12 protein-coding genes and 1 pseudogene are annotated in these 21,705 nt (G+C 72.1%); 3 read left to right on the top strand and 10 right to left on the bottom strand.

Annotation, left to right across the window (positions count from 1 at the left end; translation table 11 throughout):
- From HMPREF0591_RS15825 to hrcA, 3 genes are all read right to left on the bottom strand, one after another.
- A partial coding sequence (locus tag HMPREF0591_RS15825; protein ID WP_007169608.1) for a 16S rRNA (uracil(1498)-N(3))-methyltransferase occupies nt 1-719 on the bottom strand: 719 nt, incomplete at its 3' end.
- 25 nt (nt 720-744) lie between these two features.
- Complete coding sequence (gene dnaJ / locus HMPREF0591_RS15820; protein WP_007169607.1) at nt 745-1,893, bottom strand: molecular chaperone DnaJ; 1,149 nt, start codon at nt 1,891-1,893, stop codon at nt 745-747.
- A 58-nt stretch (nt 1,894-1,951) separates the two neighbouring features.
- Nucleotides 1,952-2,983, bottom strand: coding sequence for a heat-inducible transcriptional repressor HrcA (gene hrcA / locus HMPREF0591_RS15815; RefSeq protein ID WP_007169606.1), 1,032 nt, complete (start codon nt 2,981-2,983; stop codon nt 1,952-1,954).
- Nucleotides 2,984-3,185: 202 nt separating this feature from the next.
- Here hrcA and HMPREF0591_RS15810 point away from each other — a divergent pair, with 202 nt between their 5' ends.
- The 3 genes from HMPREF0591_RS15810 to HMPREF0591_RS15800 all read left to right on the top strand — a co-directional run bounded on the left by HMPREF0591_RS15810 (nt 3,186) and on the right by HMPREF0591_RS15800 (nt 5,053).
- Entirely contained in the window at nt 3,186-3,500 is a 315-nt protein-coding gene (locus HMPREF0591_RS15810) for a type II toxin-antitoxin system VapB family antitoxin (protein WP_007169605.1), read from the top strand.
- A gap of 78 nt (nt 3,501-3,578) precedes the next feature.
- Nucleotides 3,579-4,178: a carboxymuconolactone decarboxylase family protein gene (locus HMPREF0591_RS15805; protein ID WP_007169604.1), complete on the top strand. Its 600-nt coding sequence runs from the start codon at nt 3,579-3,581 to the stop codon at nt 4,176-4,178.
- Entirely contained in the window at nt 4,175-5,053 is an 879-nt protein-coding gene (locus tag HMPREF0591_RS15800; protein WP_007169603.1) for a sigma-70 family RNA polymerase sigma factor, read from the top strand. Before HMPREF0591_RS15805 ends, HMPREF0591_RS15800 begins: the two co-directional genes overlap by 4 nt.
- On the opposite strand, the gene HMPREF0591_RS15795 is transcribed toward HMPREF0591_RS15800, so the two are convergent.
- The 7 genes and pseudogenes from HMPREF0591_RS15795 to mbtD form a co-directional block, all read right to left on the bottom strand.
- Nucleotides 5,047-5,544, bottom strand: coding sequence for an MTB12 family secreted protein (locus tag HMPREF0591_RS15795; RefSeq protein WP_040622928.1), 498 nt, complete (start codon nt 5,542-5,544; stop codon nt 5,047-5,049). The genes HMPREF0591_RS15800 and HMPREF0591_RS15795 overlap by 7 nt on opposite strands.
- A gap of 173 nt (nt 5,545-5,717) precedes the next feature.
- Nucleotides 5,718-6,233, bottom strand: coding sequence for an MTB12 family secreted protein (locus tag HMPREF0591_RS15790; protein ID WP_007169601.1), 516 nt, complete (start codon nt 6,231-6,233; stop codon nt 5,718-5,720).
- A gap of 172 nt (nt 6,234-6,405) precedes the next feature.
- Nucleotides 6,406-6,621, bottom strand: a complete 216-nt coding sequence (locus HMPREF0591_RS15785) for an MbtH family protein (RefSeq protein WP_007169600.1) — start codon at nt 6,619-6,621, stop codon at nt 6,406-6,408.
- Nucleotides 6,599-7,894 (bottom strand): NADPH-dependent L-lysine N(6)-monooxygenase MbtG, encoded by a 1,296-nt coding sequence (gene mbtG / locus HMPREF0591_RS15780; RefSeq protein WP_007169599.1) that lies wholly within the window; start codon nt 7,892-7,894, stop codon nt 6,599-6,601. Before mbtG ends, HMPREF0591_RS15785 begins: the two co-directional genes overlap by 23 nt.
- Nucleotides 7,891-12,299, bottom strand: a pseudogene (locus HMPREF0591_RS15775) (amino acid adenylation domain-containing protein). The gene mbtG and the pseudogene HMPREF0591_RS15775 overlap by 4 nt, the downstream one beginning before the upstream one ends.
- Nucleotides 12,296-18,835, bottom strand: a complete 6,540-nt coding sequence (locus HMPREF0591_RS15770; protein WP_007169596.1) for a non-ribosomal peptide synthetase — start codon at nt 18,833-18,835, stop codon at nt 12,296-12,298. Before HMPREF0591_RS15770 ends, HMPREF0591_RS15775 begins: the two are co-directional and overlap by 4 nt.
- The coding region (gene mbtD, locus HMPREF0591_RS15765) for a mycobactin polyketide synthase MbtD (RefSeq protein WP_007169595.1) at nt 18,832-21,705 on the bottom strand (2,874 nt) is incomplete at its 5' end. The genes HMPREF0591_RS15770 and mbtD, both read right to left, overlap by 4 nt.

Below are 21,705 nucleotides of genomic sequence, written 5' to 3'. Positions count from 1 at the left end.
AGCGCACCCAGCGCCACGGCGGCGGCCGTCGACGTCCGGAGCACCTGGGGACCGAGGCCCACAGCGACCGCGCCGGCGTCGGTCAACGCGGCGATCTCCTCCGGCGCGATGCCGCCCTCCGGGCCGACCACCAGCCACACCGAATCGGCTTGCGCGACATGGGAATCTGCGAGCCGATCGGAGGCCGATTCGTGTAGGGCCAGCACCACCGATCCGGCGGCCGAAGCCGCGCGGACCCGCCCCGTCAGCTCGGCGGTGGACAGCACGCCGTCGACGGCCGGGATGTGCGCCCGTCGGGACTGCCGCGCCGCCGACCGGGCGACGGCACGCCAGCGGCGCAGGCCCTTGTCCACCCGGGGGCCCTGCCAGCTGGCCACGCACCGGGCCGACTGCCAGGCCAGGAACGCGTCGGCGCCGGCTTCGGTGGCCAACTCGACGGCCAGCTCCGAACGCTCGGACTTGGGCAGCGCCTGCACCACCGTGACCGGCGGCCGCGCGGGCGCGACGGTCCAGCGCTCGAGCACCCGGGCCCGCAACCCGTCGCGGCCGGCGTGCTCGACCTCGCAGCGCGCCAGGCCGCCGGCGCCGTCGCCGAGGACCAGGCGCTCGCCGGGGCGGATCCGCCGCACGGTCGCGGCGTGAAATCCCTCGTCGCCGTCGACGGCGGCCAGCGCCCCGATGTCGGGCAGCGCGTCGACGTAGAAGAGGGTGGCGACCATGTGCGCGCCGGTTGCGGGCCGGCGGCTAGCGGCCGGTGAAGGTTTCGCGCAGCCGGCTGAACAGCCCGCCGCCGGCGTGGGTCGAGCGGACCTCGGGCACGTCGCGGCTGCGCCGGTTCTTCAACTCGCGCAGCAGTTCGGTGTCGTGATGGTCCAGCCGGGTGGGCACCAGCACCTCGACGTGGACGTGCAGGTCACCCCGGGTGCCCGACCGCAGGTGCGGCATCCCGTGCCCCCGCAGCGTGATGACCGAATTCGGTTGGGTGCCAGGCGGAATGGTGACCTCGCTGAGGCCGTCCAGGATGGCGTCCACGGTGACCGTGGCGCCCAGCGCCGCGTCGACCATCGGCACCGACACCGTGCAGTGCAGGTCGTCACCCTCGCGCACGAAGACGTCGTGGGGTTGCTCGTGCACCTCGACGTACAGGTCGCCGGCCGGGCCTCCGCCCGGTCCGACCTCACCCTGGGCGGCGAGCCGCACCCGCATGCCGTCGCCGACACCCGCGGGGATCTTGACGCTGATCTCGCGGCGGGCCCGCACCCGGCCGTCGCCCATGCACTGGTGGCAGGGATCGGGAATGACGGTCCCGACGCCGCGGCAGGTGGGACACGGCCGCGAGGTCATCACCTGGCCCAGCAGCGACCGCTGCACCGTCTGCACCTCGCCGCGGCCGCCGCAGGTGTCGCAGGGCACCGGCACGGAATCGCCGTTGGTGCCCTTGCCCTGGCAGCGGTCACACAGCACCGCGGTGTCGACGGTCACCTGCTTGGTCACCCCGGTCGCGCACTCTTCGAGGTCGAGCCGCATCCGCAGCAGCGAGTCCGAGCCCGGCCGCACCCGCCCGACGGGACCCCGCGAGGTCGCACCGCCGCTGAAGCCGCCGCCGAAGAAGGCCTCGAACACGTCGCCCAGGCCGCCGAAACCGCCACCGAAACCGGCACCCGCCGCGGCGGCGCTTTCCAACGGGTCGCCCCCGAGGTCGACGATGCGCCGCTTCTCGGGGTCGCTCAGCACCTCGTAGGCGGCGCTGATCTCCTTGAACTTCGCCTGCGCGCCCTCGTCCGGGTTGACGTCGGGATGCAGCTCGCGCGCCAACTTCCGGTACGCGCGCTTGATCTCCGCGTCGGTGGCGTTCCTGCTCACCCCGAGCAGCCCGTAATAGTCGCGTGCCACGCCTGACTCTCCTAAACCTGGTCCTTAACCCGCGCCTGCGCATCCTGCGGGTGCGCGCTCATCGAGCACCCAGGACTTCGCCGATATAAAGGGCAACCGCGGCGACACTGGCGATAGTTCCCGGATAGTCCATCCGGGTGGGCCCCAGCACACCCATTCCGCCGAACACGGTGTCGGAGGTGCCGTAGGCGGTGGTCACCATCGAGGTGCCCGCCATTTGCTCGGCGGCCGTCTCATGGCCGATGCGCACCGTCACCTTACCGGCTTCCTGCTGGGCCGCCAGCAGCCGCAGCACCACCACCTGCTCCTCGAGCGCCTCCAGGATGGAGCGCAGCGAGCCGCCGAAGTCGGCGGCGTTGCGGGTCAGGTTCGCCGTGCCGCCCATCAGCAGGCGTTCTTCGGTGTGCTCCACCAGCGACTCCAGCAACACCGTCGCCGAGCGGCCGACGGCGTCGCCCAGGCCGTCCGGTGCGCGCAGCTGGCCGGCCAGGTCGGCCACCGCGATCGACGCCGCCGAGAGCTTCTTGCCGACCAGCGCCTGGCCGAGCAGCTCGCGCAGCTGGGACAGCTGATGGTCGTCGATGACGTCGCCGAGTTCGACGATGCGCTGGTCGACGCGACCGGTGTCGGTGATGACGACCATCAGCAGCCGGGCGGGGGTCAGCGCGATCACCTCGAGGTGCCGCACGGTGGACGACGTCAGCGTCGGGTACTGCACGACGGCGACCTGCCGGGTCAGCTGGGCCAGCAGCCGCACCGCCCGGCGCAGCACGTCGTCCAGGTCGACGCCGGACTCCAGAAAGCTCAGGATCGCGCTGCGCTCGGCCGACGACAGCGGCTTGACGTCGTGCAGCCGGTCGACGAACTCGCGGTAGCCCTTCTCCGTGGGCACCCGCCCCGAGCTGGTGTGCGGCTGGGTGATGTAGCCCTCGGCCTCCAGCACCGCCATGTCGTTGCGGACGGTCGCGGACGAGACGCCCAAGTTGTGCCGCTCCACCAGGCTCTTGGAACCGATGGGCTCCTTGGTGGCAACGAAATCGGCGACGATGGCACGCAGCACCTCGAAGCGACGATCGTCGGCACTTCCCACTGCTTGTCACCTCCCTGTACCGCGCTGACCGGTTCATTTTACGGGTCTCGAGCCGTGCTAACCGTTCGCCGGGGCGGGCGGCGGCGGGCGTGGCGGCGGCCGCGGGAATTGCGGCGGCTTCGGCCCTGGCGCCACTTCTTGCGGCTAGCCTGTCCAGAATGAACCGGTCGGGTCGTGGCAACGCGTCGGGGAAGATCGGGCGATGATCTTCAAGGGCGTGCGCGAAGGCAAGCCGTATCCCGAGCACGGGCTGTCCTACCGGGATTGGGCCCAGATCCCGCCGCAGCAGATCCGGCTCGACGAATTGGTCACCACGACAACGGTCCTGGCGCTGGACCGCCTGCTCTCGGAGGACTCCACCTTCTACGGCGACCTCTTCCCGCACGCCGTGCGGTGGAAGGGCGTCGTCTACCTCGAGGACGGCCTGCACCGGGCGGTCCGTGCGGCGCTGCGGAACCGCACCGTGCTGCACGCCCGGGTGTTCGACATGGACATGGCACCGGGCCGGCCGGGGTAGGCCGGTCACGTTCGCGGGGCGCCGGGTGTCGACGTAATGAAGACGTAGTTCACACCGCAACCCGCTAGGAGGATCGCCATGTCCCGGTTGCCAGGGGTCTCCGATCACGACGCCGGCCTGAGCGCCAAGATCGCCTTCTTCTTCACCCGGCGCAAGCTGGCCCAGATGACCGGACTGCAAACGGCCGGGATGCTGGAACCGCTGCGGATGTACGCGCACATCCCCCGGCTGCTCAATGCCTACGGCAGGCTCGAGCAGGCGGAGTCGAAGCTGGACATCCTGAGCCCGCGCCACCGCGCGCTCGCCGAGCTGAAGGCGGCGACGACGGTGCGCTGCGAGTACTGCATCGACCTCGGCTCGCAGATCGCCCGCCAATGGGGCATCACCGACGAGGAGCTGCTCGCGCTCGCCGACTATCCCGACGCCGCGTGCTTCTCCGCCGTCGACAAGCTGATCCTCGAGTACGCCACCGCGATCAGCCGCACCCCCGTCGAGGTCGGCGACGAGCTCTTCGAGGCGCTGCGCGCGCATTTCGACACGGCGCAGCTGGTCGGGCTCACCCACGTCATCACGCTGGGCAACCTGCGCGCCCGCTTCAACCTCGCGCTCGGGATCGGCTCGGCGGGCTTCTCCGGCGATCGGGTCTGCGCGCTGCCCGAGACGCGCGGCGGCGCATGACCGTGGACGCGTCGGTCACGGCGCGTTTCGAGGCGGCCCGTCCGCGGCTGGGGGCCGTCGCCTATCGGATGCTGGGCTCGATCGACGACGCCCAGGACGCCGTGCAGGAGGCGTGGCTGCGCCTGAGCGGCACCGATCGGGACGGCATCGCGAACCTGGACGCCTGGCTGACCACCGTGGTCGCCCGCATCTGCTTGAACATGCTGCGGGACCGTCACGCCCGGGGCCGGGAGGAGCCGGCCGTCGTCCTGCCGGATCCGGTCGTGGAAGCCGACGGCGAGTTCGACCCCGAACAGCGCGCGTTGTTGGCGGACGCGGTCGGGTTGGCCCTGTTCGTGGTGCTGGACACCCTGCCGCCGGAGCAGCGCCTGGCCTTCGTGCTGCACGACGCCTTCGCCGTGCCGTTCGACCAGATCGCGCCCCTCGTCGGCCGCACGCCGGAGGCCACCCGCAAGCTGGCCAGCCGGGCGCGGCGACGCGTCCAGGAGGCCGATCCGGCGCCCGCCGGTGACATGGCCGCCCAGCGGGAGGCCGTCGACGCGTTCTTCGCGGCGGGCCGCAGCGGCGACTTCGAGGGCCTGGTGGCCGTGCTGCACCCCGATGTGGTGCTGCGCGGCGACTTCGGCCGCGGCGCCGCGGGTTTCCGCGCCGAGGGCGCGGCCGCCGTGGCGAAGCTGGCCCGCGGCTATGCGGGTCCGGACCGCGAGGTGCGCGCCGCGACCGTCAACGGCGCCGCCGGCGCGGTCGTCCTCGCCGGCGGGCGCGCGACGGCGATCATGGGGTTCGTGGTGCGCGACGGCCTGGTCGTCTCGATCAACGTGCTGGCCGACCCCGCCCGCGCCGCCAAAGCGGCGCGGTCCGCGCGGGTCTACTGACTGGCGGCCTGCAGCAGCTGCATCGCCGACGCCCGCGACAGCACCCAGCCGCCCTGGTTGACGAACGTGACGTTCTCGGTGACCGGCGCCGTGAGCTTCGGGCCGGAGACCGCGACGTCCGCGGTGGCCGTACCCGGCGCGGCCGGCTGGATGTTCGTGACGTCGAACGACAGCGGCAGGTCGCCGTTCTTGGCGGCCTTCTGCAGCTTCTTGTCGGCGACGTGGGCCTCGATCCCGCTGATGCCGCCTTGCACCAGGTTGCTCTTGCTGGAGAAGGAGACGCTCGGGTCGGCCAGGCTGTTGAGCACGCCGGTCAGCTGGTCGGCGGTCGGGACGTCGGCGGCCAGGGCCGGGTCCATCGGCAACGGCGCGCCGACCGCGGCCAGCTGCACCTGATCCACCGGCGCCGCGACGGAGGCCAGGCCCGCGGCCGCACCCCCGATGACGGCGAACGCTGCCACGCTGGTGGCGAGCAACTTGACGGTTTTCATGGTTCCCCCTTCGACGGGCACGATCTGGACGATCCACACATCTGGCGTGGAGTCGGCGCGCCTGCTACTCCTGTTGTTTCGGGACTCGGCACGGCCACGTTACGACCACGCGATATGAAGACAACATGCACAACCTGTGCGCCGGCTGTGTGGCCGCCCAGAATTGTAGCCGCCTAGTTGGTCGCCGTCGCCGCCTGGATCAACGCGATGGCGGCATCGTGCTGCAGGATCCAGTTCCCACCCTGGTTGACGAAAACCAGGTGCTTTTGCACCGGCCCGGCGAACTTCGGCCCCGAGATGGCGACGTCGGCCTGGGCCATGTTCGGGCCGGCCGGCGCGATGTTCGTCACGGCGAACGTCTCCGGGAAGTTGCCGTTGCGGTAGGCCTTTCGCAGCTCGTGGTCGGCCATGTGCCCCTCGTCGGGGCTGATGCCGTTTTCGACCAGGTTGTTCTTGGTGGTGTACGAGACGCCCGGATTGGTGGCCTGGTCGCACAGGGTCGACAGCTGTTCCGCGGTCGGCAGGGTGCCCGGCGCCGGCGGCGGCGGTGGCGGGTCCTGAGGTAACGGCGCGCCGATCGCAGCCAGCTGCACCTGGTCCGTCGGTGCCGCGACGAAAGCGCCACCGGCGGCTCCCCCTACGACGGCGAACGCCGCCACGCCGGTGGCAAGAGTTTTTCTGGTTTTCACGGTTCCCCCTTCGATACGCGTGAACCGTGGCCGGACCTGGTCGATCCGGTGCCCAACACGGTTACCCGTTCGGATGATGGGTGTAAGTGTGCCTGCTGGCGCGGGCATTTGTGTCTCGGGCCGGTCACGTTACGGCGACGCTCCGGCGGCGTGCGCCGCCGCCGGCGTCAGGTCAGCGTCGTTCGATCGATTCCTGCAGGCTCTTGGGCCGGATGTCGGTCCAGTTCTTCTCGACGTAGTCCAGGCACTCCGCGCGTGTCGCTTCGCCGTACACGACGCGCCAGCCCGCCGGCCTGTCGGCGAAGCTGGGCCACAGGCTGTGCTGGTCCTCGTCGTTGACGAGCACGAAGAACGTGCCGTCGTCGTCATCGAAGGGGTTGATGCTCATCGCGTCTCCTTGTCGTGTGGGTGGCCGGGCTCACCAAGCCCGCCGTGGATCCCAGTACCCGGTCAGACAACAATCCCAGGCAGCTGAGGTTCGGAAATCCGGGCCCCTGCGTCAACCCGGACAGGTTGGGCAGGAACAACTTCGGGGCGACGTGGGCGACGGCGAGGTCGTAGCCGATCGCTTCCTGCAGGCTGTCGGCGGTCAGCGGCCCGCCCAGGCCGAGCTCCAGCAGGTCCAGTACGTCCTGGCCGAACAACGACGTGAACCACAGCGCGTCGGCGCCGGAGCCGTCGATGACCAGGTCGAAACCGTGCACCGTCTCGAGGTTTTCGGCGCCGCGGTTGGTGGACAGCGTCAACCGGATCTGCCCGTCGCGGCCGACCGCGTGGGCCACCCGGCCGCGCAGGTGGCGGATGCGGTCGTCGGCCAGCAAGGCCTCCTGCACGTTCGCCGAGAACACCCCGCGGTCGGTGCGGGCCAGCGCGTCGCGGCGTTCGGCCAGCGTCAGGGCGGTCCAGTCGGTGGGGTCGGAGAACAACGAGTTCTCGAAGAAGCTCTCCCCCCGGGTGAACAGCGTCACCTGGGGTGAGATGACGGTGATGGTCGAAACCCGGTGGCGGAACAGCTCGTTGAGCATCGACGCCGCGGTCTCGCCGCCGCCGATCACCGCGACCCGCTCGGCGGTGATCCGGTCGTGGCCCGCGGCGCGGTCCCAGAACTGGGCGATCGACAGCATGCGCGGATTGCCGGGCAGCAGCGACTTCTCGGCCTGGCCGGGGCCGGTGATCATCAGGGCGTCGGCGCGCACGGTGGTTTCGTGGGTGTGCAGCGCCCACCGGTCGCCGTCGACGGCCAGCCGTTCCACCTCGCCGTGCACCACCTCGAGGCCGACCTGGTCGGCGACCCAACTCAGGTACTGGCTCCATTTGCGGTGGGTCGGCGCCGGGCGGCCGCGGTCGATCCATTCGGCGAAGGACGCCGTGGCGATCAGATACGACTGCCAGCTGTAGCGGGTCATCCGCTCGTCGAGTTCGGCGTTGCGGCGCGGCACCAGCGCGGAGCGGTAGGGAAAGCCGACGTCCTTTTCCGGGCTGGTGCCCAGCCGGTGTGCGCCGTCGGTCCACCCGCCGCTGGCCTGCCAGTTGGCCGCGACGCCGATGCGTTCGACCGCGATCACCTCGGGGGCGTCGACGTCCATGTCTCGCAGCACGGACGCCTTGGCCGCGACGGCGATCGCCTTGGCTCCCGCGCCCAGGATCGCAAGCCTGCTCATGTCACCATCTCCCGCAGCGATTCAACCCAAAGGTGTTGCAGCTCGGCGATATCGGCTTCGGTGAGGATGTCGGGCAGGCTGCGCCACTGCGCCGCCAGCACGCGCTGCCCGTCGGAGGTCAGCATGGCGGCCACGATCGTGAGTTCGTGGCGGACCGCCAGATCCGGTTCCGGCTGCGGCGATACCCCGGCGAGCAGCTCGCGCTCCAGGATGAATCCGGTGCCGCCGCCGGAGTGGGCGGCACCGAGATAGTTCAGCAGCAGTTGCGGTCCGGGTAACGGGGCGAGGCGTTCGGCGGTGTCGGCGCGCAGGTAGCGCAGGAGCCCGTAGTCCAGCCCGTCCCCGGGGATGGCCGCCAGCTGCTCGCCCACGCGCCGCGGGTCGGTCGACTCCACCCGCACCGGGTAGATGGAACTCAGCAGCCCGACGGTGTCGCCGGTGTCGATGGTGTGCGCGCCCGGCGCATCGACGAGACCGTCTGCGCGACCGTGCGTTTCCAGCGCCAGCAGGGGCGGGGGGTGGCCTGATTGCGCGACCGCCGCCACCGGGTCACGGTCGCCGCGGTGGCGGCGACCAACAGGTGCGGCAACGGCAGGCCCGCACCCGTCAGCCGCCGTGTGGTGTCCGCATCGGCGGCGGTCAGGCGGACGATGAGATCGCCCGCGCGGTCGCGGGCCGGATCGACCCGCCGGGCGCCGAGGTCGGGGTCGTCGCCGTCGAGCTGGGCCGCCCAGAATTCCACCGTGTCCAGCCGGCGCGCCCGCTCGACGAGCGCACCGGCCCAGCGCCGGTAGCTGGTGTGCTCCCGGATCGGAGCGGGTGGGTGGCCGGCGCTCAAAGCCTTGAGGGCCGCGTGCAATTCGCCGAGAACCACGCGCCAGGACGCCGGATCCATCGCCAGCACGTGGGCGGCGAGCAGCAGGACACTCGGGCCGGCCGGGGGGCGAAGCCACACCGCGGCAACAAGCGCTCCCCGCTCCGGGTCCAGGCGGCCGACGGCCCGCGCGACGTGTGCGGCGACCACGCTTCGCGGGTCGTCGCCCACCTCCGCTTCGACGAGGTCGATCCCGGCGTTCTCCGCCGGAACCAGCGTCATGGCGGCCCGGTCCAGGCGGGCGCGCAGCACCTCGTGCCCGGCCACGATGCCGGCCAGCGCGGCGCGTAATTGTTCGCCGGTGACGTCCTCGGGCAAGCGGATGGCTTCGGTCTGCGCCAGCCGGCGCGGCTCGCCGTACTCGTAGAGCCAGCGGCCGTTGGGCAGCACCGGCATGGGCGCGGTATCGCGCTCGACATCGACTGCGGGCGAAGCGTTTTCCGCGTCGACGGCCTCCGCCAGCTCGCGGATGTTGGCGCACTCGAGGATGAGGCGAGCGCGCAGCGCGATCCCCCGCTCGCGCGCCGCCTGGACCACCGACAGGGCCATGATGCTGTCCAGGCCCAGCTGCAGGAAGTCCGCGGCGACGTCGACGCGTGGCTGACGAAGCAGTTCCGAAAGCACCTCGGCCAGTGCGGCTTCGGTGGGCGTCTCGGGTTGCGATTCGGCGGAGTCCGCCTCGGGGGCGTCGAAGGCGCTAAGCGCGGCCTCGTCCAGCTTGCCGTTGACCGTCAGCGGGATGTCGTCCACCGCGACGATGCGCTGCGGAATCATGTAGCGCGGCAACCGCGAGCCGAGCATGCCGCGCAGCTCGGCCGCCGACGGTGGCCGCGGCGCCGCGGCGGAAGCGACGACGTATGCCGTCAGCCGGGCGACCCCGCCGTGCCGGCGCAACAGGACGCCCGCGCGCCCGACGGCGGGATGCGATTCGAGCGCGGCGGCGATCTCGCCGGGCTCGACGCGGTACCCGCGGATCTTCACCTGCGCGTCGGCGCGGCCCACGAACCGCAGCGAGCCGTCCGCGGCCCGGCGCACCAAATCGCCGGTGCGGTACATGCGTTCGCCGGTCGCGAACGGGTCGGCGACGAAGCGCCGGCCGGTCTCCGCCGCGCGGCCCAGGTACCCGCGGGCCAGCTGGCCGCCGCCCAGGTAGAGCTCGCCGGTGGCCCCGCACGGCACCGGACGCAGCGCCGAGTCGAGCACGTAGCCGCGGGTGTGCAGGGTCGGCCGCCCGATCGACGGTTCGTCGTGCTCCGCGATGGCGGCCACCACGGCCTCGACGGTGGTCTCGGTGGGGCCGTAGCAGTTGTAGGCCCGCATCCCGGCGCGGGCGCACTCGGCACGGATGCGGTCCCAGGCGGGTTTACCCAACGCTTCCCCGCCCAGGGCCAGCACCGCCAGCGGGACGGTGGAGAGCAAACCGCACGCCGCGAGTTGGGCAAACATCGACGGGGTCGTGTCGATCATGTCGACGCCGTGCTCGGCGATCACGGCCACCAGCGCCTCGGCGTCGGTCTGCGTCTGTTCGTCCACGACGTGCACGCCGTGCCCGTCGAGCAGCGCGACCAACGGCTGCCAGGCCGCGTCGAACCCGAACGACCACGCGTGCGCGATGCGCAGCGGCCGGCCCAGCCGGGCGGCGGCCGGCCGCAGCACGGTGTCCAGGTGGTCGTCGGCGTAGGCTTCCACCGCCGCGTGAGTTCCGATGACGCCCTTGGGTTCTCCCGTCGTGCCCGAGGTGAAGACGACGTACGCGGCCTGCCCGGGCAACACCTCGACGGCCCGGAAGTCGGCGCCCGGGCGCGGGAGCACGGGCAGCGTCTCCTCGTCGATCACGATGGAGGCGCCCGATTGGCGCAGGATCGACTCCACCCGCTGCGGGGGCGTCCCCGGCTCCATCGGCACGCACATGCCGCCGGCCTTGAGCACCGCGAGCATCGCGACGATGTAGTGGGGCCCGCGGGGAAGCCGGATGGCCACCGGGGTTTCGGGCCGCACCCCGCGATCGGCGAGCCCGGCGGCCAACTCGTTGGCGAGGGCGTCCAGTTCGCGGTAGCTCAGCGTGCCGCCCGCCCAGCTGACGGCGACGTTGTCCGGGGTCTTGCCGACCACCTCGGCGAATCGCGCAGGGATGCCGACCGCCGCCGGGGTGGGGGCGTTCGCGGCGGGCGGCCGGACCGCCTCGTCCTCGAAGAGGACGCTGACATCGCCCAGCGGGCGCTCCCAGTCCCGCAACAGCCGCTCGGCGGTGGTGAGCACCCGCCGGCCGAGGGCGTCGGCGGGGATCGCACCCAGCGCGCCGTCGATGACCTCGACGAGCAGCACCAGTTCGCCGCCGGCCATGTGGGCCGCGATCGTGATCGGGAAATGGGACAGCGTTTGCAGGGCGGACGGCCGGAATGTCGCGCCGGCGGCGGTCAATTCGGTGCCGGCGGTCAGCCCGTCCAAGGGGAAGTTCTCGTAGACCAGCAGGGTGTCGAACATTTCCCCGACCCCGCCGAGCGCCCGCAGTTCGGCGTGCCCGAGGTAGCCGTGCTCACGCAGCAGCGCGGCGTCGCGCTGCACCGCGCGGCACTGCTCCCCGACGCTCGCCGCCGGATCCAGCCGCACCCGCATGGGCACGGTGTTGATGAACAGACCGATCATGGTCTCCACGCCCGCGAGTTCGGGCGGCCTGCCGGACACCGTGACGCCGAACGTGACGTCGTGGGTGTCGGTCAGCCGGGACAACACCAGCGCCCAGGCCATCTGCATCAGCGTGTTGACGGTGACGCCGCGGGATCGCGTCTCGTCGACCATCCGCGCCGTCGCCCCGGCCGGCGTGCGCAGTTCGGTGGTGCGGGGCAGCCCGCCGCGCCGGCTTTCGGCCGACCCGAGCGCCGCCGACAGGAGGGTCGGGCCCGGGAGGCCCTCGAGGTGCCGGCGCCAGACCCGTCGCCCGGCTTCCGGGTCGCGAGCGGCCAGCCAGCCGATGTAGTCGCGGTACGGCCGCGGCGTGACCGGCAGCGCCGACGGATCGCCCCCGGCCCGGTACAGGACCATCATCTCGTTGACGAAGACCGGCAACGACCAGCCGTCGATCACGATGTGATGGGCGGTGAGCACCAAACGCCAACGCTCACGGGGCATTTCGATGAGCAGGAAGCGAATGGCGGGGCCGCGCTCGAGATCGAACGGGCGCCGGCGCTCGGCGACCTCCAGCGCGGGCACGTCCCCGGGCGCGGCGGTGGTGGTGCGCCAGGGCAGGTCGACCCGGGACGGCACGATCTGCACCGGGCGAGCGATGCCGCGGCTGAAGAAGCTGGCCCGCAGGTTCGGGTGCCGCACCAACATCTTCGTCGCGCAATCACGCAACAGCGCGACGTCGAGCGCACCGGAGATGTCGGCGGCCATCCCGATCACGTAGGGGTCGTCGGCCTCCCCGTCGGCGAACTCGGCGAGTGTGGTCAGCGAGTACAGGCCCTCCTGCAGGGGGCTCAGCGCCATCACGTCCTCGATGTCGGGCGCGACACCGGCCCGGGTCGCCGTCATGACGTCCCGTCGCGCGACGACGCCCACAGCCGGGTCACGGCGGCCAGGTCGTCCGCCGACAGACCGGACGCGCTCATCGGCTCGAACCGGGCGTCGGCCGGCTGCTCGGGTCCCTCGGCGGCGTTGTGCCCCAACGCGTCCACGGCCGCCGCCAGCTGCTGCACCGTCGAGTTCTCGAAGATCATCCGCGGGCTGACCGCCAGGCCCGCGGCGCGCGCCCGCGAGGCCAGCTGCACCGACAGGATGCTGTCACCGCCCAGGGCGAAGAAATCGTCGAAGCGGCCGACCGCCGGCGTCGAGAGCAGCTCGGCGAACACCTTGGCCAGCGCCCGTTCGGTGCCGGTGCGCGACGGCTCGACGCTTCCGCGGGTGCTGACCGCCGGCGGCGGCAGGCCGGGCCGGTTCAACTTGCCCGACTCGGTCTTGGGAAGCGTGTCGAGGACGGTCAGCGACGAGGGCATCATGTAGGCGGGCAGCGTCGCGCCGATCGCGGCGCGCACCCGCGATGCGAACGCCGCCTTCCCCGTGTCCTCGGCGATCGGCCGGTGCGGCACCACGTAGCCGGCCAGCGAGGTGCCGCCGTGCACCTCCCAGGTGCGGGCCGCCGCTGCGGCGACCCCGTCGACGCCGGCCAGCGCGGCCTCGACTTCGGCGAGCTCGACCCGGAAACCGCGGACCTGCACCTGATGGTCGGAGCGGCCGACGAATTCCAGGCGGCCGTCCTCGGTCCAGCGGGCCAGGTCGCCGCTGCGGTACAGCCGCGAGCCCGGTTGCAGGGCATAGGGATTGGCCACGAACCGGGTGGCTGTCAGCGCGGGCCGCTGCCAATAGCCCCGCGCCAGCTGGTCGCCGGCGTAGTACAGCTCGCCCACCACGCCGACCGGGACCGGCCGCAGGCCATCGTCGAGCAGATAGGCGTCCGCTCCCGGAACGGGCTTGCCCACCAACGGATTCGGCGGCTCCAGCCGGCCGCGCGACACCGCACCCGAGGTCTCGGTGGAACCGATGTTGTTCAACAGCTCGACGTCCGCGCCGGCGCACACCGACACCAGCCGCCGCAGCAGCCGGGCCCCCACCGGTTCTCCGCCGCACACCAGCCGGGACAGCGCCCGCACCGCGTCGGGTCTGCTGTCGACGAGCGCGGAAACCAGGCTCGGCACCGCGGTCACTTGGGCCACCCCATGCCGGGTCATCAAGTCCCCGAGGGCTTCCGGGTCGCGGTGCTCGGCATCGTCGGCGAGGATCATGGTAGCCCCCGCCGCGAGGCCGGCGAGCATCTCCATGCCGCCCTCCAGGAAGGTGATCGACGCCTGCGCCAGCCGGACGTCGTCCGTTCGCGGCGGGTAGTGTCGCAGCTGCCAGTCCAACCGGGCCGCCATGGACCGGTGGGTGCCCAGCGCGCCCTTCGGCGTGCCCGTGGAGCCGGACGTGAAGACCAGATACATCGGGTCGTCGGGGTGCGGCAGGGGCAGCTCGGGCCGAGCCGCGGCACCGTTCTCGATCCCCGCGCGCACGTCCGGGTCGTCCAGCGAGATCACCGTCACGCCGGCCACTTCCGGCATGCTGTCCGCCGCGTCGGCGGTGGCCAGCACGACGGTCGGTCGCACGTCGTCGAGCATGAACTGCTTGCGCGCCCGCGGGTATCCCGGATCGATCGGGAAGTAGCCGCCGCCGGCCTTCATGATGGCCACCAGCGCCACCACCAGGTCGATGCTCCGCCGCGTCGACAGCCCCACCAGCGCCCCGGGGCCGACCCCCCGCGCCGCGAGCAGCGCGGCCAGGTTGTCCGAATGACGGTGCAGCGCAGGGTAATCGATCTGCTCGCCGCCGCAGCGCACCGCGATCCGGTCGGGCCCCCAGCTTCGGCTCGGCCGAAGCAATTCGGGAATGGTGCGCGGCCGGTCGCGCGGCGGCCGCTCGCCCCGGCTCCACTGCTCCATGCGCCGCCGCTCCGCGGCGTCGGTCAGCTGCACGTCGCGCAAAGTCTGGTCGACGTTGTCGGCAAACTCAGTGACCACCCGAATCAGCCAGCCGGCCAGCCGTTCGATCGTGGCCCTGGCGTACAACTCGGTGCGGAAGATCAGGTTGCAGTCGTACCCGACGCCTCCCGAGCCGTCGGTGCCGAAGAAGTTGACACTGAGGTCGGCGTGCGCCATGTCGAAGACGGGGTCCAGGGAGGTGCACACCGTGTCCGCTCCGCCGCCCGCGGGCGCCTGCTCGATCACCCGCGTGGCGGTCAGGTGCTCGCGGACGTGCACGACGACCTGGAACAGCGGATTGCGGGACAGGGACCGCACCGGGCTGACGCTGTCGACGACGCGGTCGAACGGCAGGTCCTGGTGGGCGTAGGCCGCCAGCGCCGTCTCCCGGGCGCGGGTCAGCAGCTCACGCAGCGTCGGGTTGCCGGTCAGGTCGTTGCGCAGCACCAGGATGTTGACGAAAAAGCCGATCAGTTGGTCCAATTCGGCCTCGGTGCGCCCGGCCACCGGTGTGCCCAGCGGTATGTCCGCGCCGCCACCCGCCTTGTGCAGCACGACGGCGACGGCCGTCTGCAGCAGCATGAACTCGGTGATGCCCAACTCGCGGGACAGCTCGGCGAGCTTGACCCGGGTGGCCGCGTCGATCCGGAAGCCGACCGATTCGCCCTCCCCGCTGGGCACCGGCTGGCGCGGGAAGTCGGGCCGCGGACCGGTGTCCTCCGGCAGCCCGGCCAGCTGCCGGTTCCAGTACTCGCGCTGCTCGGCGGCGACCGCGGACTCCTGCCCGTTCGCGTCCCCCAGGAACGCGCCCTGCCACGCCGCGTAGTCGGCGTACTGCACGCGCAGCGGCGCCCAGGCCGGGGCCTCGCCGGCCCGCCGGGCGCGGTAGGCGGTCATCACGTCGGCGAACAGCACACCCGCCGACCAGTGGTCGGAGGCGATGTGGTGGACGACCAGCGACAGCACGTGCTCGGCGGGGTTGTCGGCGGTGTGCAACACCGCCACCCGAAGCGGCAGCTCGCGGTCCAGCTCGAAGCAGTGCCGGCGCTCGGCGTCCAGCTCCCGCCGCAGCCACGCTTCGTCCGGCCCGGTGCCGCGGCGCACGGCGACCTCCCCCACCGGCCCGACCACCTGGTAGGGCACGCCGTCGAGCTCCACATACGACGTGCGCAGGATCTCGTGGCGGCCGACGACGTCGCCGACGGCGGCGATCAGGGCGTCGACGTCCCAGGGCCCGCTCAGCTTCGCGGCGAAGGGGATGTTGTTGACCCAGCTGGGTCCGTCGACGCGGTAGGCGAACCAGCTGCGCAGCTGCGACGCCGACAACGGCATGGGCTCGTCGTGGGCGGTGGCGATCAGCTTGGGCCGCGTCCGCCCGGGCTCGCCGGAGCTCAGCTGGTCGACCCGCCCGGCCAGCAGGCCCACCGTCGGGAACTCGAAGACGTCGCGGATGCCGAGCTCCGCCCCGCACTCGGAGCGGATGGCGGTGACCAGCTTGGTGGCCACCAGCGAGTGGCCGCCCAGGTCGAAGAACGAGTCGTCGACCCCCACCCGGTCGTGGCCGAGCAGGCTGGAAAACAGTGCGGCGACGCGGCGTTCGGTGGGGGTCGACGGGTCGCGGTAGGCGGCGGCCGCGGCGATCTGCGGTTGGGGCAGAGCGGTGCGGTCGATCTTGCCGTGCGCCGTGATCGGGATCTCGTCGAGCGGCACGTAGGCGGCGGGGGTCATGTAGTCCGGCAGCGCGGCGGCCACCCGGGCGCGGATGCGCTCGACCTCAACGGTTTCGGGGCCGCCTTCGGCCGGTGTCACGTATCCCACCAGGCTCTTGCCCAACCGGGGCAAATCCATGGCCAGCACGACCGCCTGCCCGACGCTGGGGTCGACGGAGATGGCGGCGGCGATCTCGCCCAGCTCGATGCGGAAGCCGCGGATCTTCACCTGCTCGTCGGCGCGGCCGACGAACTCGATGTCCCCGTCGGCGTTCCGGCGGGCCAGGTCGCCCGACCGGTACAACCGGCCACCCGGTGTGAACGGGTCCGCGACGAAACGCTCGGCCGTCAGCCCGGGCCTACGGTGATATCCGTGTGCGACATGGGTTCCGCCGATGTAGATTTCGCCGATCACGCCGGCGGGGACCGGCCGCAGCGCGTTGTCGAGCAGGTGCACCTGGGTGTTGATCTTGGGCCGCCCGATGGGCACCACCCGGGTGCCCTGCGTCCCTTCCACCGGGTAGCTGGTGCAGTTGACCACGGTCTCGGTGGGCCCGTAGAAGTTGTACAGCAGCGCGTCGAAGGTGGCGTGGAACTTGTCGGCTATCTCGCCCGGCAGGGCCTCCCCGCCGATCGGTACGCGCCGCAGGGTGCGCCACTGGCCGACCCCGGGCAGCGACAGGAACAGCCCGAGCAGCGACGGCACGAAATGCATCGAGGTGATGCCTTCGCGGCTCAGCAGTTCGGTCAGGTAGCCGATGTCGCGCAGCCCGTCGGGGCGCGGAATCACCAGGCGGGCACCCATGATCAGCGTGCCGAAGATCTCGCCCATGGACACGTCGAAGCTCGGCGACGCCACCTGCAACAGGCGGTCGGTTTCGTCGACGTGGTACTCGTCGCCGAACCAGACGAAATACTCGGCGATCGGCGCGTGCGGCACCGGCACACCCTTGGGCAGCCCGGTCGAGCCCGACGTGTAGATCAGGTAGGCGGTGTTTTGCGGGCTCAGCGGCCGGACCAGCTCGGTGGGCGCGGCCGCCGGATACCGGGCGAGTCCCGTAACCGGCTCGCGCAGCACCAGTTTGGCGTCGGCATCGCCCAGGATGAAGGCCAGCCGGTCCGCGGGATAGGTGGGATCCACCGGCAGGTAGACCGCCCCCGCCTTCAACACACCGAGCGCGGTGATGACCAGTTCGGGCGACTTGTCCAGCAGCACCGCGACGCGGTCCTCGGTGCCGATGCCCTGTTCGATCAGCCAGTGCGCCAGGCGGTTCGACTCCTCGACGATCTCGCGGTAGGTGTACTCACGGCGCTCGTAGACGACGGCAACGGCGTCGGGCGATCGGGCGGCCCGGCGGGTGACCAGCGCGGGCAGGGTGGCGGCGGGGGTGTCGAACGGCGCGCCGGCCGAGGCCCGGCGCAACCACTCGGCGTCGTCGGTGTCCATCAGCGCGCAGGCCGAGAGCGCCGCGTCGGGGTTGCTCAGCGCGTCGTCCAACAACACGGTGTAGTGCCGCAACAGCTGATCCGCCAGCTGCTGGTCGAGCACCTCGACCAGGTACTCGGCTTCCACCAGCCCGCCGTTCGCGCGATCCAGCTCGATCATGAAACTCAGTGGCAGCTGGTTGAAGTGGCCACGTAACTCCGCCCGCTCGCACCGCACCCCCGGCGGGCAGAAGCCGGCGCCGTCGGGCTCCCGCTGCCCGAAGCTGACCCGGGTCATCCGGTCGGCGCCGTGGCGGCGGTCGGGATTGGACTCGCGCACCAACCAGTCCAGGTCGGCGCGCGAATGGGCGAAGGCACCGACGGCGCTGTCCCTGGTCTGGGCCAGCAGCTCGCGGAACGTCTGACGCGGCCCGGGACGCAGCCGCACGACCACGGTGTTGCCGTAGTAACCGATCGCCGATTCCGTGCCGACGCCGCGGTTGAGCACCGGCGCGGCGATCAGGAAGTCCGTCGACTGCGTGTAGCGGTGCACCAGCGCGGCGAAGGCCGCCATCAGCACCATGTACGGGGTGGCGCCGGTCTCCCGCGCCAGCGCCGCCGCTCGGTCGACGGTGTCCGCCGACAGCCGGCGGGTGGTGCGTTGCGCACGCCAGGTGCCCGGCACCACCGACCCGTGGGGGCCCGGAAGTTCGAGCGGTTCCGGGAGATTCGCCATCAGCGGGCGCCAGTAGTCGAAGTCGGCGGCGGGATCCGTGACGTCGTCCGGCGGGGGCGCCGCGGCAGTCGGTTCGCCGCGGAAGCCGTCGGGATCGGTGTACGCGCGGGTCAGGTCGGCGAAGAACGGTGCCCACGACGCGTCGTCCCAGGCGATGTGGTGGGCGGTGATCAGCAGCATCAGCTCGTCGGCGGACAGCCGAGCAACGGTCACCCGCAGCGGCGAGTCCTTCGCCAGGTCGAAGGGCCGGCGGAAATCCCGCTGCGCCAGCACGTCCAGCCGCAACCGCCGGGCCTGATCGGTGAGCCCCGACAGGTCGTGTTCGGCCCACTCGGGCCGCAGCTGCTCGCGGACGACGGGATACGGGTCGCCGTCCGCGCCCGTGTGATACGTCGTGTGCAGCACGCGGTGCCGCGCGGCGACGGCGTCGACCGCGCGCCGCAGGCGTTCGACGTCGACGCCGCCGGTGACGCGGTAGGAGACACAGACGTTGAGCAGCGCGCTCCCCGGGTCCACCGCCTGCACGAACCACATCCGGTGCTGGCCGGCGGACATGCGCGGCCCTTGGCCGGTCGCCGCGGGGGCCCCGGCGGCCGGTCTGGCCAGGCCGCGTTCGGCGATCTTGCGGCGCAGCAGTTCCAGGCGCTCATCCTCGAGCCGGTTGCCGATCCCGGTGGTTTCCGTCACGCTGAGAGTCCAACCTTTCCAGCTTCGCGAGCGTCGAATGGGGCGTCCGATTGCGGCCCGCCCGCTGGGCCGGCCCGCAATGCGTCGATCAGTTCGTCGAGGGTGATCCCGCCGAGCATGCGGGCGACCGGGACCGAGCTTCCGACCGTGCGGCGCAGTCGCTTACGCAGATCGAGTGCGAGCAACGAGTCCACGCCGAGGTCGATCAGCGGTGCGCTCGTGTCGATCGACAGCGAATCACCCAGGTGTAGCGTCGCGGCGAGCTCGTCGCGCACCACCTCGGCGAGCGGCTTGGCGGGACGGCCGTCCGCTCCCCCGTCGTCGCCTCGCGGAACGTCGAACGGCATTGCCATGCCTTGACTTTCGAAGAACACCCCGAGCCGGTCGGGGTCCGCGTCGAAGATCAGCGGATCGCCGTCGTAGCGGTACAGGCCGGCCTCGATCGCCCGGGCCGGAACCATCGCGATCAGACCGGAGCGTTCGGTGCGGGCGATCTCGTCGGCGGCCACGACCCCGGCGGCCTGCCACAGGCCCCACCGGATCGCCGTGCAGTCGCGCCCCGTGCCGCGAAGCTGGGCAGCCAGCACGTCGAGCATCCGGTTGGAGGCGGCGTATGCCGCGTGACCGTGGCCGCCCCACACCCCGAATACCGAGGAGCAGGCCAGGATTCGGCAATCCGGTCGCAGCGGCCAGGACCCGGCCAGCAGGGCCAGGCCGCGCACTTTCGCTGCGCACACCGCGGCGACGCCTTCGCCGGTCAGGTCGGACCGGGAGTGGGCCTCGGCGATGCCGGCGGTATGAATCAGCAGCGACGCGCCGGTGCCGGCGTGCCGGGCGGCGACGGCCCGCACGGCGGCCGGGTCCGTGATGTCGCAGCGCGGTGCGTGAACGTCGGCACCGTGATTTTCGGTGAGTCGGCGCAGGGCGTCGCGGCCGATGCCGTTGCGGCTCAACAGGGTGACCGTCCGCGCCCCGCGCTCGATGCAGTACCGCGCATATTGCAGGCCGATGGCCCCGCTGCCGCCGGTGATCACCACGTGCTCGAGCGCGGCGGCATCCAGCGGCGGCCCGGCCGCCGTGTCGCGGCAGTCCCGGAAGGTCCGGACGTAGGCCCGCGGCGTCGCGCCGCCGCGCAGCGCCACCTCGCCGGGTTCGCCGAGCAGCGCGTCGACGACGGCGCTCGCCGTCCGGGCATCGGCGTCGCGGCCGGCCAGGTCGAGATGCCCGAAGGCCTGGTCGGCGAATTCGAATCCGACGCTTCGATGCATTGCGGCCAGCGCCGCCTGCGCCGGCCAGGCGTCGGCGTCACCCGGACCGACGGTCTCGGCGCGCGCGGTGAGCAACCACACGGCCCGGCAGCGCGGGCCGATCAGGGCGGCGTAGTCGGGCAGGCCCGCGTCCGGCCGGGCGGCGAGCTGGTCGATCGCGGCGGTGGCGTCCGCCGTGTCGAGGGCGGGCGCGACGATGGCGAGGATCTCGGCGTCGTGCGGCGACACCAGTCGGCAATCACGGCGCGCCTCAACGGCTTCCGTCAGTCGGTGCGGCAAGGGGCCGTCGGCGGGGTCGATGGCGACGATGCCGATGTCCGCCCCGGTCGCCTCCGACGGGATCGCTTGTCGCCAGTGTTCGACGGCGGCGGTGAGCGCCGGGCCCGGCGGCGCCTCGATCGGCGGTTCGGGCGCTGCCCAAAGGTGCACCGTCCGCATGGGCGCGTTCGGGAACCCGCGCAGCGGCGGACGGGCGCCACCGGGGATGGCGTTGGCCCATCGGCAGCCGGGATCGGCGGCCGCCACGGCGGCGATGTTGGCCGCCAGCACCTCGGTGACCGCGCCGTCCCGGTGCCCCGAGCCGACGACCACGGTCGTGCGCTCGTCGACGAGGTCCGCCAGCGGGTACAGCAGCGAGGGATGGGCGGACATCTCCACGAAGGCGCTGGCCCCGAGCTTCCGGGCCGACTCCACCGCGCGATCGAAACGCACCGTGTTGCACAGGTTTTCATACCAGTAGTCGGCGAAGTCGGCGTCCGGGCCGACCTGCGCACCGAAGGTCGACCCGACGAATCGCACCGGGCTGTCCCGGAATGCGGACTCCGGAATCAGCTCGACCAGCCGGGCGCGCAACTGCCGCAGGACGCTGGTGTGCCCCGGGTAGTCCACGGAGAGCTGGTGGGTGAACATGCCGCGCTGCCGGGCCAGTCGCACGGCGGCCGCCACGGCCTCGTGGTCACCGGACACCACGGTCGACGAGGGGCCGTTGACCGCCGAGACTTCCAGCCAGCCCGCCGTTTCCGCGATCAGGGACTCGGCCTCCCCCATGTCGGCGCCGAACACCGCCATGGCATAGCGACCCGACAATTGGTCGATGATCGCGGCGCGGGCACCGACCAGCGCGACCGCGTCGGGCAACGATACGGTTCCCGCCACGTACGCCGCCGCGACCTCGCCGAGGCTGTGCCCGACGGTCATTGCGGGGAGCACGCCGTGGCATCGCCATTCGTGGGCGAGGCTGACCGCGTGGGTGAATTGCGCCCCCTGGACCTCGGTGCGCGACCAGTCGCGGTCGCGCACACCGGTCAGGTAGGGCAACGGGGACGGCAGCCCCGCGGTGCGGAACTCCCGGGCGCATCGCTCGGCCTCGGCCCTGTACGCCGGCAACCGTTGGTAGGCCTGCGCGCCCATCGCCTGCCATTGGTTGCCCTGGCCGGGAAACACGAAGGCGATGCACGGCGCGGCGCCGAGCGAGGACCGGTGGACCAGCGGGTGCTCCTCGCCGCGGGTGAGCGCGGACAGCCCCGCGGCCAGTTCGGCCCGGTCCGCCGCCCGGACCACCGCGCGGTGCCGGCGCACCCGCCGCAGGCGCAGCGGGGTGGA

Source organism: Mycobacterium parascrofulaceum ATCC BAA-614 (assembly GCF_000164135.1).
In the GTDB taxonomy this organism is placed as follows: domain Bacteria; phylum Actinomycetota; class Actinomycetes; order Mycobacteriales; family Mycobacteriaceae; genus Mycobacterium; species Mycobacterium parascrofulaceum.
This window is presented reverse-complemented; position numbering and strand designations above follow the sequence as displayed.